This window comes from Pseudomonas sp. MS19 (assembly GCF_013277615.1).
In the GTDB taxonomy this organism is placed as follows: Bacteria; Pseudomonadota; Gammaproteobacteria; order Pseudomonadales; family Pseudomonadaceae; genus Aquipseudomonas; species Aquipseudomonas marincola.
Map to the genome: position 1 here is coordinate 218,695 of NZ_VBTO01000013.1, position 14,112 is coordinate 232,806.

A 14,112-nucleotide genomic window follows, 5' to 3' on the forward strand; every position below is an offset into this window, starting at 1 on the left:
CACCTCGCCATATCTCGACAGCGTTCTGCTTCTCTGCTAACAGAGGTAGTTATCGTTTCGGAGCAGTCAACGGGTGCCGTTATCGGCGCTTTACGCTAGAATGCACGGCCTCAAAGTACACCCCCTTCCCAGAGGCTGTCTCCGATGTTGATCTTGCGCGGCGCTCCCGCCCTTTCTGCTTTCCGCCACGGTAAATTGCTTGAGCTTTTAACCAGCAAAGTACCCGCTGTTACTGGGCTGTACGCCGAGTTTGCGCATTTTGCCGATGTTACCGGTGTGCTCACCGCTGACGAAGAGCAAGTGCTCGCTCGCCTGCTTAAATACGGCCCTAGCGTGCCGGTTCAGGAGCCCTCTGGGCGGCTTTTCCTCAGCGTGCCACGTTTTGGTACGATTTCACCCTGGTCGAGCAAGGCCAGTGACATTGCCCACAACTGTGGTTTGGCCAAGATTCAGCGCCTTGAGCGCGGTATTGCCTACTACGTGAGTGGCGAGCTGGATGCGGCTCAGGCGCAGGTTGTAGAGAGCTTGCTGCACGACCGCATGACCCAGTTAGTGCTGGACAACCTGCAAGACGCCGCCGCGCTGTTCAGCCACGCGTCGCCAAAACCACTGACGGTGGTAGACATTCTGACCGGCGGTCGTGCTGCGCTTGAGCAGGCTAACGTCGAGCTGGGTCTGGCGCTCGCGGAAGACGAGATCGATTACCTGGTGACCAGCTTCACAGGTCTTGGTCGCAATCCGCACGACATCGAACTGATGATGTTCGCACAGGCCAACTCCGAGCATTGCCGTCACAAAATTTTCAACGCCAGTTGGGATATCGACGGTCAGGCTCAGGAAAAATCCCTGTTCGGCATGATCAAGAACACCTATCAGATGCACAACGAAGGTGTGTTGTCGGCCTATAAAGACAACGCCGCCGTTATCGTTGGCAGCACGGCAGGGCGCTTCTTCCCGAACCCAGAGACCCGTCAGTACGCCGCTGTTAATGAGCCGGTGCACATTCTGATGAAGGTCGAAACGCACAACCACCCAACCGCGATTGCCCCGTTCCCGGGCGCATCGACCGGTTCTGGCGGTGAAATTCGCGACGAAGGCGCAACCGGTCGCGGTGCTAAGCCGAAAGCCGGTCTGACCGGTTTCACCGTATCCAACCTGCAAATTCCGGGTTTCGAGCAGCCGTGGGAAGTGCCTTACGGCAAGCCTGAGCGCATCGTGACTGCGTTGGATATCATGATTGAAGGCCCGTTGGGCGGCGCTGCATTCAACAACGAATTTGGTCGTCCGGCGCTGACCGGTTACTTCCGTACCTTCGAGCAGCAGATCAGCACCCCGCACGGCGATGAAGTGCGCGGCTACCACAAGCCGATCATGCTCGCGGGCGGCATGGGCAACATCCGTGAAGATCACGTGCAGAAAGCCGAAATCACTGTCGGCTCCAAGCTGATCGTGTTGGGCGGCCCGGCCATGCTTATCGGTCTGGGCGGCGGTGCAGCCTCGTCGATGGCCACCGGCACCAGTTCTGCCGACCTCGACTTCGCCTCCGTACAGCGTGAAAACCCTGAAATGGAGCGTCGTTGCCAGGAAGTTATCGACCGCTGCTGGCAGTTGGGCGACAACAACCCAATCAGCTTCATTCACGACGTTGGCGCGGGCGGTCTGTCCAACGCCTTCCCGGAGCTGGTAAACGATGCCGGCCGTGGCGGTCGTTTCGACCTGCGCGCTGTGCCTAACGATGAGCCGGGCATGGCCCCGCTGGAAATCTGGTGCAACGAGTCGCAAGAGCGTTATGTACTGGCCGTTGATGCCAAGGATTTCGAGCGTTTCAAAGCTATTTGTGAGCGTGAGCGTTGCCCGTTTGCGGTCGTCGGTGAGGCCACCGAAGAGCAGCACCTGACCGTTGCCGACTCGCACTTCGACAACAACGCCGTCGACATGCCGCTTAACGTACTTCTTGGCAAAGCGCCGCGCATGCACCGCGAAGCCACCCGCGAAGCTGAATTGGGCGATGATTTCGATCCGGCCAAGGTTGAGCTGAGCGAAGCCATCAGCCGTGTGCTGCGTCATCCGGCTGTTGCCAGCAAGAACTTCCTGATCACCATTGGTGACCGCACCATTACCGGTCTGGTTGCACGCGACCAGATGGTCGGGCCGTGGCAGGTTCCGGTAGCTGACTGCGCCGTAACCGCCACCAGCTTCGACGCCTACACCGGTGAAGCCATGGCCATGGGTGAGCGTACGCCGCTGGCACTGCTGGATGCGCCGGCATCGGGCCGTATGGCCATTGGTGAAACCCTGACCAACATGGCTTGTGCGAAGATCGGCAAGATCTCCGACATCAAGCTCTCGGCTAACTGGATGGCCGCTGCCGGTCACCCGGGTGAAGATGCGCGTCTGTACGACACCGTTAAAGCGGTGGGCATGGAATTGTGTCCTGAGCTGGGCATTACCATTCCAGTGGGCAAAGACTCGATGTCGATGAAGACCCGCTGGCAGGATGACGGCGCTGAGAAGAGCGTGACATCGCCAATGTCGCTGATTGTTACAGGCTTCGCGCCGGTCACTGATATTCGCCAGACCCTGACGCCTGAGCTGCGCATGGATCGCGGTGAAACCGACCTGATCCTGATCGATCTGGGCCGTGGCCAGAACCGTATGGGCGCCTCAATTCTGGCGCAGGTATACGGCAAGATGGGCAAGCAGGCGCCAGACGTTGATGATGCTGAAGACCTCAAGGCATTCTTTGCGGTCATGCAGGGTCTCAATCGCGACAACTTGCTGTTGTCTTATCACGACCGTTCCGACGGCGGCCTGTTGGCCACTGTGCTGGAAATGGCCTTTGCTGGCCATTGCGGCCTGAACCTGCAGCTCGATGCGCTCGCGCAAAACCTTGATGAAGTAGCCGGCGTGCTGTTCAACGAGGAGCTGGGTGCGGTGATTCAGGTGCACCAGGACGTTACCGCTGAAGTGCTCTCGCAGTTCAGTGCCGCGGGCCTCGCCGATTGCGTCTCGGTGATCGGCCAGCCGGTAAACAACGGTGAAGTGCTGATCAGCTATCACGGCGAGAAGGTATTCACTGGCGAGCGCCGCATGTTGCAGCGCGAGTGGTCGTCTACCAGCTACCAGATCCAGCGTCTGCGTGATAACGCCGAATGCGCCGATCAGGAATTCGACGCGCTGCTTGAAGAAGACAATCCAGGCCTGAGCGCCAAGCTTGGCTTTGATGTGAACGAAAACATCAGCGCGCCTTACATCAAGAAAGGCCTGCGCCCGCAAATTGCGGTGCTGCGCGAGCAGGGTGTTAACGGTCAGGTCGAAATGGCCGCTGCATTTGACCGCGCCGGCTTCAACGCGATTGACGTGCACATGAGCGATATCCTCAGCGGCCGCGTCAGTCTTGAGCAGTTCAAAGGCATGGTTGCCTGCGGCGGTTTCTCTTACGGTGACGTATTGGGCGCCGGTGAAGGCTGGGCTAAGTCGATTCTGTTCAACAGCCGTGCGCGTGACCAGTTCAGCGCCTTCTTTGATCGTAAAGACAGCTTCTCGCTGGGCGTGTGCAACGGTTGCCAGATGTTGTCCAACCTGCACGAACTGATTCCGGGCAGTGAATTCTGGCCGCACTTCGTGCGTAACCGCTCCGAGCAGTTCGAGGCACGCGTTGCCATGGTTCAGGTTCAGGAGTCGGCTTCGATCTTCCTGCAGGGCATGGCCGGTTCGCGCATGCCAATCGCCATCGCTCACGGTGAAGGTCATGCCGAGTTCGAAAGCGAAGAAGCATTGCTGGAAGCGGATCTGTCCGGTTGCGTGGCCATGCGTTTCGTCGACAACCACGGCAAGGTCACCGAAAACTATCCGGCCAACCCGAACGGTTCGCCACGCGGTATTACCGGTCTGACCAGCCGCGACGGTCGCGTCACGATCATGATGCCGCACCCGGAGCGTGTGTTCCGCGCCGTGCAGAACTCGTGGGCCCCGGATGAGTGGAATGAAGACGGTGCCTGGCTGCGCATGTTCCGTAATGCCCGTGTCTGGGCGGATTGATCATGCGGATGCGGGCTCATGGCTGATGAGCCCGCATTGATTCTGCCAGAGGTTCGTCGGGTTAGCCCCGGCGAACCTTTGTTGCTTTGCCGTTGCGAGCATTCGCTGCAACGTCCCGATTGTCCTTCTGGCTGCGCTCGTGGCCTCACTGTAAATCCTGCGCGTGAACAGCTCCTGCTGTTGTGCCGTTGTGGGCGCTCGAAACGATTGCCGTTCTGTGATGGCAGCCATGTGCCGCCGGTAAGTTCGATGGCCGAGCGGTGGCAGCGGTTTATTCGCAGAAATTGAGAGGCAGTCGAGCTTGCAGGGCTGAACAAGCGGCTGCGAATCGGGTCTCATGTTGAGCCAGTACGGAGATTGCTGTCGTAGCTGAGCATGCAGACGTTGGAGAATTCGCATGTACAAATTGTGCTTCTATGTGCCCGAGAACCATCTTGAACCCGTCAAACAGGCGGTGTTCAACGCCGGTGGCGGACGTATCGGCAACTACCAGCACTGTGCCTGGCAGGTGTTCGGGCAGGGGCAGTTTCAGCCATTGCCTGGCAGCCAACCATTCATAGGCACGGCGGGTGCGCTGGAGCGGGTGGATGAGTGGAAGGTCGAACTGGTCGTGGCCGATGAATCTATTCATCAGGTCGTGGCGGCGCTCAAGGCCGCGCATCCGTATGAGACGCCTGCCTTTGATGTGTGGCGGTTGTCGGACATGCAGTTTTGAGGCATAAAGAATGGCGCTCCCGGCGCCATTTTTGTTTGCAGCGAGAGCGGCTTAAGGCCGGATCTCAATCAGCGTGCCGTCTTTCACCAGCGACCAGACTTCGCGCATGTCCGGGTTGGTCATGGCGATACAGCCGTTGGTCCAGTCCAGCGTATTGAAGAACCATTCCGGGTATTCGGCGTCGAGCGGGGTGCCGTGAATCATGATCATGCCGCCCGGCTTGGTGCCCTTGTTGCGCGCAGTGGCCATGTCCCGTGCGTTGGGATAGGAGATGTGCATCGACAAGTTGAAGTTATCGCTGGTCTTGCGCCAATCCACCCAGTAAATACCTTCCGGCGTGCGCTGGTCGCCTTCGCGCTCCTTATGCCCGGTCGGTACTTTGCCCAAGGATATGCGGTAAGACTTGAATGGCTTGCCGTGGCTGATGAGCTGTAGCTTGCGCTCGGATTTGACCACCAGAATCTTGTCGACCCGGGGTGCAGGAGAAGCTTGCGGGGGCTGCGGGTTGGCGTTAGCCAGAACGCTGAGCGATAGACACAGTAGGGCGAACAACCAACGCATCAGAGCATAATCCCGCAGATCAAAAGGCTTTTTTGTAATGCGCACGCAGCGCATCAAGGGGTTCGTTACGCACCGGATAGGCATCATGCCGACGGTCCGCAAAGTAACATTCTAAGGTACGGCCAACCGTCGGGAAAGCCAGCTCTGACCAAGGGATCTCATGTTCATGAAAAAGCTGCACTTCCAGGCTCTCGATTCCGGCTGCAAAATCGAGGTCGGCGAGCTGCGCGCGAAAGAACATGTATACCTGATTTATATGCGGCAGGTCATACACCGTGTACAGCTCCAGACCGCTTACGCGCGCGAAGGCTTCCTCATTGGTCTCGCGGGCAGCGGCTTCCTCCAGTGTTTCACCGTTCTCCATAAAGCCTGCAGGCAGCGTCCAATAGCCTACGCGCGGCTCAATGGCGCGGCGGCAGAGTAGAACCTGCTCACCCCAGATCGGCACGCACCCCGCCACGATGCGTGGGTTCTCATAATGAATGGTTGCGCAATGGCTGCAGACAAACCGCAGGCGGTTGTCGCCTTCGGGAATGCGCTGAGTTACGGGTGCGCCACAGAGGCTGCAAAACTTCATGCTGGAATCTCCTGCCAAGCCTCTATCTTGGCGCGATATCAGGTGCGTCGGCAAGCTATGCGGTTGCGGCATTTTCAACCATCAGTGCCGGTGATCCGCTTGCCGGGGCTTGGGCGTCGGGATATTTCATGCAATCATCGCGGCAGAAGAAAAAGTCGAGATTCAACATGCAGGACGATTTACTGCAACGTGTACGCGATTACCGCCCACGCACGATGGTGGCGGATCAGGGGTTTCCCGAAGCGGCAGTTCTGGTGCCGATCACCCGTAGTGATGACCCCGAAGTGGTGCTGACTTTACGCGCCAGCGGCTTGTCGACGCATGGCGGCGAAGTCGCCTTCCCGGGTGGCCGTCGTGACCCGGAAGACCGCGACCTCATCGACACCGCCTTGCGCGAGGCCGAAGAAGAAATTGGCCTGCCGCCAGGGTTGGTCGAAGTTATTGGCCCGCTGAGTACACTGGTTTCCCGTCACGGTATTCAAGTCACCCCGTATGTGGCGGTGGTGCCGGACTTCGTCGAATACGTGGCCAATGACGACGAAATCGCTGCCGTATTCTCGGTGCCGCTGGCGTTCTTTCGTGACGACCCGCGTGAAGTGACGCATCGCATCGATTATCTCGGCCAGAGTTGGTACGTGCCGAGCTACCGATTTGGCGAATTCAAAATATGGGGGCTCACCGCAATAATGGTGGTCGAGCTGGTCAATCTGATCTTCGACGCTGGCATCGACATGCAGCGCCCACCCGAGCACTTTATCAAGCTCAGTTGAGCATTGAGGGACCCTTATGAAATACCGTTTAGGTACTGCCAGTGTCGATGCGCACCCGGAGAGCTGGGTGGCGCCGAATGCAACGCTGGTGGGCAAGGTCAAGCTTGAGCCCGGCGCCAGCGTCTGGTTCAACACTGTTCTGCGCGGCGATAACGAGCTGATTCATATCGGTGAAAACAGCAATGTTCAGGATGGCACCGTGATCCACACCGACATGGGCTTTCCGTTGACGCTGGGTAAAGGCGTCACTATCGGCCATAAAGTCATGCTGCACGGCTGCACGGTAGACGATTACAGCCTGATCGGCATCAACGCCGTGGTGCTGAATGGCGCTAAAATCGGTAAATACTGCATCATCGGCGCCAATAGCCTGATACCAGAAGGCAAGGTGATTCCCGACGGCTCGCTGGTAATGGGGTCGCCCGGCAAAGTGGTGCGTGAGCTGACCGACGCGCAGAAGAAAATGCTTGAAGCCAGCGCGGCCCATTACGTGCACAACGCCCAGCGTTATGCCAAGGAGCTTGCTGAGCAAGACGATTGATGAACATTGAGAAACCGGTTAAATCGCCTTGCGTGCACATCTGTGCGCTCGACGATGACGATGTGTGTACCGGCTGCCAGCGCAGCATGAGTGAAATCGTGCGCTGGAGCCGTATGGAGAACGAAGAGCGTCGCCAAGTGCTGGTGTTGTGTGACCAGCGCGCCCGCGAAAAAGGCCTGATGCTCTGATTGCTGCTTTGAACGGCTCGTTTGCGTGGGCTTGCGGCGTCTGTAAATCGCGTCTATTGCCCAGCCTTTAACAGTTGTCTTACCTATTTGCCTGTACTGAATAGCTCAAGGATTATCTATGCCCCGTATCGGAACCCCTTTGTCGCCCAGCGCGACGCGTGTATTGCTCTGCGGCTCGGGTGAGCTGGGTAAAGAGGTGGTTATCGAGTTGCAGCGCCTGGGCGTTGAAGTGATTGCGGTGGATCGCTACGCCAACGCGCCGGCGATGCAGGTTGCGCACCGCAGCCATGTGGTGAACATGCTCGATGGCGATGCGCTGCGCGCGATCATTGAACAGGAAAAGCCGCATTACATCGTTCCGGAAATCGAAGCGATTGCCACGGCGACGCTGGCCGAGCTGGAAACCGAAGGCTACACGGTCATCCCGAGTGCGCGCGCTGCGCAGCTGACGATGAACCGCGAAGGCATTCGTCGTCTGGCGGCTGAAGAGCTGGGTCTGCCAACCTCGCCGTATCAATTTGCCGATTCCTTCGAGACCTTTGAGGCAGCTGTTTCGGCGATTGGTTTTCCGTGTGTGGTCAAGCCAATCATGAGCTCGTCGGGTAAAGGCCAATCGGTGCTCAAGAGCGCTGCCGATGTGCAGGCCGCCTGGGATTATGCGCAGGCCGGTGGGCGTGCTGGCAAAGGTCGGGTGATCGTTGAAGGCTTTATCGACTTTGACTATGAAATCGCTCTGCTGACTGTTCGCCACGTTGGTGGCACCACGTTCTGTGCGCCTGTTGGTCACCGTCAGGAGAAAGGCGATTATCAGGAGTCCTGGCAGCCACAGGCGATGAGCCCGAAGGCGCAGGCTGAAGCCGAGCGCATTGCGCTGGCAGTGACCGAGGCATTGGGCGGTCGCGGCCTGTTCGGCGTTGAGCTGTTCGTTAAGGGTGATCAGGTGTGGTTCTGCGAAATCTCGCCGCGCCCGCATGACACCGGCATGGTCACGCTGATCTCGCAGGATTTGTCTGAGTTTGCCCTGCACGCGCGGGCGATCCTCGGCCTGCCAATTCCGCACATTCGCCAACTTGGGCCTTCGGCTTCGGCAGTTTTGCTGGTTGAGGGTGAGTCGCAAGAGGTGAGCTTTGGCAACCTTGCAGCGGCCCTTGCTGAGCCCGATACCGCCTTGCGCCTGTTTGGCAAGCCACAAGTCAGCGGCCAGCGTCGCATGGGCGTGGCGCTCGCACGCGACGAGTCGCTGGAAGCTGCCCGGGCTAAAGCTACGCGCGCTGCGCAGGCGATTAACGTCGAGCTATGAGCGCGGCGTTAGCATCGGCGTGGTGGTTGCTGGTGCTGGCGTTATCGCCGGTGGTGCTGCCAATGGCAGTGCTGACCCGGCGCAAGGCCTTGCGCCTGATGCCGGCTGCAGGCGAGCAGGCAGGCTTGGCAGGCGCTGCATTGGCTGGCGAGCCACTGCGTTTACTGGTGCTGGGTGAGTCGACAGCGGTCGGCGTGGGCGTTAGCTGCATGCAGTTGGCTCTGGCCGGGCAGTTGGCGGGGGCGATGAGCCAGCGCTTCAGCCGGCCCGTTGCGTGGCAAGTGTGCGGCGAAAACGGCATAACCGCAGCAAAGTTGCATCAGCGATATGTATCGCAGCGAATGTTGTCGCAGGGAGCCCTGCCGCAGCGGGTGACGACGCCAGCAGCAGGGCCGCATGATCTGGTGGTCGTGCTGCTGGGCGTTAACGACACCACGCATTTAAGCAGCCTGAAGCGCTGGCAGGCCTCGCTACAGCAGATTGTTCACAGCCTGCAGCACCATGCACAAACCACGGCCGATCGCGTCGTGTTCAGCGGTGTACCGCCTTTGCAGCACTTCACCGCGTTGCCCTGGCTATTCCGGCGTTTACTGGGGTTACGAGCCGCGATGCTGGATCGCGCTATGCGTGAGTCCGCTACGGCGACTGGGGCGCAGTATCTGGCATTGGATATGGATTTTGCTGCACATCTGATGGCGGTGGATGGTTACCACCCATCAGCAGCAGGCTATCGCCTCTGGGCGGATAACCTGCTGCTGGGTATCAGGCTTCAGCCTCAGGGCTCTCAGGCGTAGCTTCGGCAAGCCAGACCTTAACGCTTTTCACCCGGTTCTCGGACGATTGCAGGATTTCCAGGCGGTATTGGCCGATTTTAAGGCATACCGAGCAGTCCGGAATGCTTTCCAGTGCTTCGGTAATCAGGCCATTAAGGGTTTTTGGCCCTTCGCAGGGCAAGCCCCAGCCGAGCGCCTTGTTGACCTCGCGGATGTACGCCGAGCCATCGATAACGTGGGTGCCGTCGTCCTGCGGATGGATGTCCGGGCTGCGCAGAATATTCTGGTTGCTGAAGTCGCCGACAATCTCTTCGAGAATGTCTTCAAGGGTGACCACGCCCAGCACGTCGCCATACTCGTCAACCACAACGCCCATGCGGTGTTTCTGCTTCTGGAAGTTGATTAGCTGGGTCGACAGCGGGGTGCTTTCCGGAACGAAATAGGGCTCGGTGCAGGCGCTCAACAGCGCCTCCTTGGTCAGCTCGTTGCTGGTGAGCAGGCGCGCAATCTGACGGATGTGCACCACGCCTTCAATTTGATTGATGTCGTTGCGAAATACCGGCAAGCGCGTGTGCGTGGTGTTGGTGAGCTGCTGGATGAGCAGCTCAAGGTCGTCATCAAGGTTGATGCCGGTGACCTCGTTACGCGGGATCATGATGTCGTTAACCGTCACGCGCTCCAGGTCGAGAATACCCAGCAGCATGTTCTGGCGGTTCTTCGGCAGTTCATGCCCGGACTCGCGCACCACGCTGCGCAATTCTTCAGTCGTAAGGCTGTCGGTGCCCTGATTGGCCGGATCTACGCCAAACAGTCGCAGCAGGTGGTTGCTGACCCAGCTCAGGGCAATTACCAGCGGGTAAAAAATCTTCAGCAAAATGGTCAGCGGCATGCTGAATGGGTAAGCGACGCGCTCCGGATGCAGGGCGGCGAGGGTTTTCGGGGTGATTTCGCCGAAGATCAGCAGTGCCAGCGTCAGGCCGATGGTGGCGATAGCAATGCCTGCTTCGCCATACAACTTGATAGCCAGTACCGTGGCAATCGATGAGGCCAGAATATTGACGAAGTTGTTACCAATGAGGATGGTGCCGAGCAGGTGGTCGGGACGGTTGAGCAGGGCGGTTACGCGCTTGGCGCCACGGTGGCCCTCTTTAGCCCGATGCCTCAGACGATAGCGGTTGAGGCTGAGAATGCCGGTTTCAGAACTTGAAAAGAAAGCCGAGCACGCCAGCAAGAAGATGAGGATGCCAAGCAAAAAGCCGGGAGGCAGATCGTTCACTGTAGTGGCCTAGATATGCAGGATGAATTCGCGAACCAGTTTGCTGCCGAAATACGCCAGCATCAGCAGGCAGAAGCCTGCGAGCGTCCAGCGTATTGCTTTGTGGCCGCGCCAGCCAAGCTGATGGCGGCCCCACAACAGCACAGCGAACACCACCCAGGCGAAGCAAGACAGTATGGTCTTGTGTACCAGGTGCTGGGCAAACAGATTGTCGATGAACAGTGCGCCAGAGATCAGGGCCAGCGATAGCATGCCCATGCCTGCCCAGAGAAAGCCGAACAGCAGGCTCTCCATGGTTTGCAGTGGCGGGAAGTTCTTGATCAGACCTGTCGGGTGTTTGTGTTTCAGTTGGTGGTCTTGCATGAGCACCAACAGCGACTGGAACACGGCAATGGTGAGCATGCCGTAAGCCAGAATCGACAGCAGGATATGCGCGATGATGCCCGGCTCTTCATCAATTGGCTGAATGGTGCCGCTGGGCATGAATTGCGCAAACAGCACGGTTACGCACCCCAGCGGGTACAAAAACAGCAGAAGATTTTCCACCGGAATGCGCGAGCAGGCCAATAGCGTGATGGCGATCACGGCGAAGGCGATCAGGCTGCCGGCATTGAACAGGTCGAGCGCAAGGCCCGCCGGGTGATGCATCTGTATATAGAGGCTGCCGCCGTGGAAGCACAAGGCGATGACGCCGAGCATTTTCAGCAGGCGTGTGTTGGGGCGCTTGCCCTGTTTCAGGCTCAGGCCTTGGTAGGCGGCGGCGCCTGCATACAAGCAGATAGCAACGAGGCTAGGTAGCAGAGGGTGCATAATTCCTGTTAGGACAATCCCTAAAGGCGCTGAGTGTGGCACACAAAGGATCGTTCACGAAAGACCACTGGCGGTGTCAGTGTTGCAGACAGTTGGTTATAATCGCCGGCTAGTTGCAAGCCCAGCCTCGGTTCAGCGGAACCTGAAAGGAACGAGCATGTTCGAAAATTTAACTGACCGCCTCTCGCTAACGCTGCGAAATGTCACTGGCAAAGCCAAGCTGACAGAAGACAATATCAAGCACACCCTGCGTGAAGTGCGCATGGCGTTGCTCGAAGCCGACGTTGCGTTGCCGGTGGTTAAAGACTTCGTCAATCGCATTCGTGATCGCGCGGTCGGCACCGAAGTATCGAAAAGTCTGACCCCGGGTCAGGCGTTCGTGAAGATCGTTCAGGCTGAGCTTGAGTCGATCATGGGGGCCGCCAACGAAGATCTGGCCCTTAATGTCACGCCGCCGGCCGTCGTTTTGATGGCAGGTCTGCAGGGTGCGGGTAAAACCACCACTGTCGGCAAACTGGCGAAGTTTCTTAAAGAACGTAAGAAGAAATCGGTGCTGGTGGTTTCTGCGGACGTTTATCGTCCTGCCGCGATCAAGCAGCTTGAGACCCTGGCCGGTGAAGTAGGCGTTACCTTCTTCCCGTCGGACATCAGCCAGAAGCCGGTAGCGATTGCACAGGCGGCGATTGCCGAAGCCAAGCTCAAGTACATCGATGTAGTGCTGGTCGATACCGCGGGTCGTCTGGCCATTGATGCCGAGATGATGGCGGAAATTCAGGCCCTGCATCAGGCAGTGAAGCCAGCTGAAACACTGTTCGTGGTGGACGCCATGACCGGTCAGGACGCCGCTGCGACGGCCAAGGCCTTCGCTGATGCGCTGCCGCTGACCGGTGTTGTGCTGACTAAGGTCGACGGTGATGCGCGTGGTGGTGCGGCGTTGTCCGTGCGCCATGTGACCGGCAAGCCAATCAAGTTTATTGGTATGGGCGAGAAATCCGACGCCCTTGAGCCATTCCACCCGGATCGTATTGCTTCGCGCATTCTGGGTATGGGTGACGTACTCAGCCTGATCGAACAGGCTGAGCAGACAATCGACCGTGAGAAGGCCGACAAGCTCACCAAGAAGCTGAAGAAGGGTAAGGGCTTCGATCTCGAAGACTTCCGTGATCAGCTGCAACAGATGAAGAACATGGGCGGCCTTGGCGGCCTGATGGATAAACTGCCGCAAATGGGCGGCATGAATCCGGCGCAGATGGGCAATGCCCAGGGCGCTGCTGAAAAGCAATTCAAACAGATGGAGGCGATCATCAACTCGATGACGCCGGGCGAGCGTCGTGACCCTGAAATTATCAGTGGTTCGCGCAAGCGCCGCATCGCCATGGGTTCCGGAACTCAGGTTCAAGACATCGGCCGGCTGATCAAACAGCACAAGCAGATGCAGAAAATGATGAAGAAATTCACCGCTAAAGGCGGCATGGCGAAAATGATGCGTGGTATGGGTGGAATGTTGCCGGGTGGCGGCGGGATGCCCAAGCTGTAATTCAGTCTCTTGGTTTAGGCCTGCAGCCCGCTAAAATGGGCTGTTTAGCCAAATAAACCAGAAGGTTTGAATAGCCTGTCAGGCATGGCAGGCCAGTACCCCGACCGGCGGGGGCAAAAAGTTATTTGCAAAAATCCGGATAATCCTTAGAATATGCGGCCTTTCGGGCCTAGTGCCCTATGCTTGCATTTCTTTTTTGCAGCACCGACTACAGGAACGAAGTTTAATGGTAACCATCCGTCTAGCCCGTGGCGGCTCTAAAAAGCGCCCATTTTACCACCTCACCGTGACCAACAGCCGCAATGCGCGCGACGGTCGTTTCGTTGAGCGTGTTGGTTTCTTCAACCCGGTTGCTTCGGGTAACGAAATCAAGCTGTCTGTTAACCAAGAGCGTGTTACTTACTGGCTGAGCCAGGGTGCACAGCCGTCTGAGCGCGTTGCTCAGCTGCTGAAGGTAAATGCTCAGGCTGCAGCCTAAGTATTTATGAGCACGACGCCAGCTACCGCCGAGGACCTCGTTGTACTCGGTAAGATCGTTTCGGTACATGGCGTGAAAGGCGACGTGAAGGTTTATTCCTTTACCGACCCGATCAGTAATGTGCTTGATTACCGCCGTTGGACGCTTAGGCGTGACAACGAGGTAAAGCAGGTTGAAGTGGCCAGTGGACGCTTGCAAGGCAAGGTCCTGGTAGCGAAGTTGAAGGGGCTCGATGATCGTGAAGTGGCGCGTACTTACGCCGGCTTCGAGATCTGCGTAGCCCGCAGCGAACTGCCAGAACTGAGCGATGACGAGTTTTACTGGTATCAGTTGGAAGGTCTTAAGGTTATCGATCAGGCAGGGCAATTGCTCGGCAAGGTTGATCATCTGTTCGAGACCGGCGCCAACGATGTGATAGTGGTCAAGCCTTGTACAGGCAGCCTGGATGATCGTGAACGCTTGCTGCCCTATACAGAGCAGTGCGTGTTGTCGGTCGATCTGAGTGCTGGCGAGATGCAAGTTGACTGGGATGCGGACTTCTAAGC

15 protein-coding genes are annotated in these 14,112 nt (G+C 58.0%); 11 read left to right on the forward strand and 4 right to left on the reverse strand.

All coding sequences use genetic code 11. The annotated features are described in order from the left end of the window. Nucleotides 1-144: 144 nt before the first annotated feature. The 3 genes from purL to FEZ62_RS14320 all read left to right on the forward strand — a co-directional run bounded on the left by purL (nucleotide 145) and on the right by FEZ62_RS14320 (nucleotide 4,756). Nucleotides 145-4,041 carry a phosphoribosylformylglycinamidine synthase gene (purL, locus tag FEZ62_RS14310; protein ID WP_069899579.1) on the forward strand — a complete coding sequence of 1,299 codons (3,897 nt, stop codon included), beginning with the start codon at nucleotides 145-147 and terminating at the stop codon, nucleotides 4,039-4,041. A gap of 18 nt (nucleotides 4,042-4,059) precedes the next feature. Beyond that, complete coding sequence (locus tag FEZ62_RS14315) at nucleotides 4,060-4,329, forward strand: CDGSH iron-sulfur domain-containing protein (RefSeq protein ID WP_075723326.1); 270 nt, start codon at nucleotides 4,060-4,062, stop codon at nucleotides 4,327-4,329. Between the two features lie 109 nt (nucleotides 4,330-4,438). Beyond that, nucleotides 4,439-4,756, forward strand: coding sequence for a YqfO family protein (locus FEZ62_RS14320; RefSeq protein WP_090508975.1), 318 nt, complete (start codon nucleotides 4,439-4,441; stop codon nucleotides 4,754-4,756). Nucleotides 4,757-4,807: 51 nt separating this feature from the next. Here the strand turns inward: FEZ62_RS14320 and FEZ62_RS14325 are convergent, their stop codons facing one another. Together FEZ62_RS14325 and FEZ62_RS14330 are read right to left on the reverse strand one after the other, a co-directional pair. After that, nucleotides 4,808-5,317, reverse strand: coding sequence for a L,D-transpeptidase family protein (locus tag FEZ62_RS14325; RefSeq protein WP_090508973.1), 510 nt, complete (start codon nucleotides 5,315-5,317; stop codon nucleotides 4,808-4,810). Between the two features lie 19 nt (nucleotides 5,318-5,336). Further along, entirely contained in the window at nucleotides 5,337-5,894 is a 558-nt protein-coding gene (locus tag FEZ62_RS14330; protein ID WP_172928402.1) for an NUDIX hydrolase, read from the reverse strand. Nucleotides 5,895-6,061: 167 nt separating this feature from the next. Between FEZ62_RS14330 and FEZ62_RS14335 the strand changes: the two genes are divergently transcribed. From FEZ62_RS14335 to FEZ62_RS14355, 5 genes are all read left to right on the forward strand, one after another. After that, the gene (locus tag FEZ62_RS14335) at nucleotides 6,062-6,664 is read left to right on the forward strand and encodes a CoA pyrophosphatase (protein ID WP_150547449.1); all 603 of its coding nucleotides are present in this window, start codon (nucleotides 6,062-6,064) and stop codon (nucleotides 6,662-6,664) included. A gap of 16 nt (nucleotides 6,665-6,680) precedes the next feature. Then, nucleotides 6,681-7,205 (forward strand): gamma carbonic anhydrase family protein, encoded by a 525-nt coding sequence (locus tag FEZ62_RS14340; RefSeq protein WP_150547448.1) that lies wholly within the window; start codon nucleotides 6,681-6,683, stop codon nucleotides 7,203-7,205. Further along, nucleotides 7,205-7,393 carry a DUF1289 domain-containing protein gene (locus tag FEZ62_RS14345; RefSeq protein ID WP_069899573.1) on the forward strand — a complete coding sequence of 63 codons (189 nt, stop codon included), beginning with the start codon at nucleotides 7,205-7,207 and terminating at the stop codon, nucleotides 7,391-7,393. The genes FEZ62_RS14340 and FEZ62_RS14345 overlap by 1 nt, the downstream gene beginning before the upstream one ends. Nucleotides 7,394-7,511: 118 nt before the next feature. Further along, the gene (gene purT / locus FEZ62_RS14350; protein ID WP_172928404.1) at nucleotides 7,512-8,693 is read left to right on the forward strand and encodes a formate-dependent phosphoribosylglycinamide formyltransferase; all 1,182 of its coding nucleotides are present in this window, start codon (nucleotides 7,512-7,514) and stop codon (nucleotides 8,691-8,693) included. Beyond that, on the forward strand, nucleotides 8,690-9,487 hold the full coding sequence (locus tag FEZ62_RS14355; RefSeq protein WP_172928406.1) for an SGNH/GDSL hydrolase family protein: 798 nt from the start codon (nucleotides 8,690-8,692) through the stop codon (nucleotides 9,485-9,487). Before purT ends, FEZ62_RS14355 begins: the two co-directional genes overlap by 4 nt. On the opposite strand, the gene FEZ62_RS14360 is transcribed toward FEZ62_RS14355, so the two are convergent. Further along, nucleotides 9,456-10,742 (reverse strand): HlyC/CorC family transporter, encoded by a 1,287-nt coding sequence (locus tag FEZ62_RS14360; RefSeq protein ID WP_069899570.1) that lies wholly within the window; start codon nucleotides 10,740-10,742, stop codon nucleotides 9,456-9,458. The genes FEZ62_RS14355 and FEZ62_RS14360 overlap by 32 nt on opposite strands. 9 nt (nucleotides 10,743-10,751) lie before the next feature. Continuing rightward, nucleotides 10,752-11,552, reverse strand: coding sequence for an inner membrane protein YpjD (locus FEZ62_RS14365; protein ID WP_069899569.1), 801 nt, complete (start codon nucleotides 11,550-11,552; stop codon nucleotides 10,752-10,754). 157 nt (nucleotides 11,553-11,709) lie between these two features. Between FEZ62_RS14365 and ffh the strand changes: the two genes are divergently transcribed. The 3 genes from ffh (at nucleotide 11,710) to rimM (ending at nucleotide 14,110) form a co-directional block, all read left to right on the forward strand. Further along, nucleotides 11,710-13,089 (forward strand): signal recognition particle protein, encoded by a 1,380-nt coding sequence (gene ffh / locus FEZ62_RS14370; RefSeq protein ID WP_172928408.1) that lies wholly within the window; start codon nucleotides 11,710-11,712, stop codon nucleotides 13,087-13,089. A gap of 226 nt (nucleotides 13,090-13,315) precedes the next feature. Beyond that, complete coding sequence (gene rpsP / locus FEZ62_RS14375) at nucleotides 13,316-13,567, forward strand: 30S ribosomal protein S16 (protein WP_069899567.1); 252 nt, start codon at nucleotides 13,316-13,318, stop codon at nucleotides 13,565-13,567. Nucleotides 13,568-13,573: 6 nt separating this feature from the next. Continuing rightward, entirely contained in the window at nucleotides 13,574-14,110 is a 537-nt protein-coding gene (rimM, locus tag FEZ62_RS14380; protein WP_069899566.1) for a ribosome maturation factor RimM, read from the forward strand. Nucleotides 14,111-14,112: the final 2 nt, after the last annotated feature.

Bases quoted from the DNA above. Each gene is read 5' to 3' on its own strand.
- purL (WP_069899579.1), top strand. From the start codon at position 145: ATGTTGATCTTGCGCGGCGCTCCCGCCCTTTCTGCTTTCCGCCACGGT.
- FEZ62_RS14315 (WP_075723326.1), top strand. From the start codon at position 4,060: ATGGCTGATGAGCCCGCATTGATTCTGCCAGAGGTTCGTCGGGTTAGC.
- FEZ62_RS14320 (WP_090508975.1), top strand. From the start codon at position 4,439: ATGTACAAATTGTGCTTCTATGTGCCCGAGAACCATCTTGAACCCGTC.
- FEZ62_RS14325 (WP_090508973.1), bottom strand. From the start codon at position 5,317: ATGCGTTGGTTGTTCGCCCTACTGTGTCTATCGCTCAGCGTTCTGGCT.
- FEZ62_RS14330 (WP_172928402.1), bottom strand. From the start codon at position 5,894: ATGAAGTTTTGCAGCCTCTGTGGCGCACCCGTAACTCAGCGCATTCCC.
- FEZ62_RS14335 (WP_150547449.1), top strand. From the start codon at position 6,062: ATGCAGGACGATTTACTGCAACGTGTACGCGATTACCGCCCACGCACG.
- FEZ62_RS14340 (WP_150547448.1), top strand. From the start codon at position 6,681: ATGAAATACCGTTTAGGTACTGCCAGTGTCGATGCGCACCCGGAGAGC.
- FEZ62_RS14345 (WP_069899573.1), top strand. From the start codon at position 7,205: ATGAACATTGAGAAACCGGTTAAATCGCCTTGCGTGCACATCTGTGCG.
- purT (WP_172928404.1), top strand. From the start codon at position 7,512: ATGCCCCGTATCGGAACCCCTTTGTCGCCCAGCGCGACGCGTGTATTG.
- FEZ62_RS14355 (WP_172928406.1), top strand. From the start codon at position 8,690: ATGAGCGCGGCGTTAGCATCGGCGTGGTGGTTGCTGGTGCTGGCGTTA.
- FEZ62_RS14365 (WP_069899569.1), bottom strand. From the start codon at position 11,552: ATGCACCCTCTGCTACCTAGCCTCGTTGCTATCTGCTTGTATGCAGGC.
- ffh (WP_172928408.1), top strand. From the start codon at position 11,710: ATGTTCGAAAATTTAACTGACCGCCTCTCGCTAACGCTGCGAAATGTC.
- rpsP (WP_069899567.1), top strand. From the start codon at position 13,316: ATGGTAACCATCCGTCTAGCCCGTGGCGGCTCTAAAAAGCGCCCATTT.
- rimM (WP_069899566.1), top strand. From the start codon at position 13,574: ATGAGCACGACGCCAGCTACCGCCGAGGACCTCGTTGTACTCGGTAAG.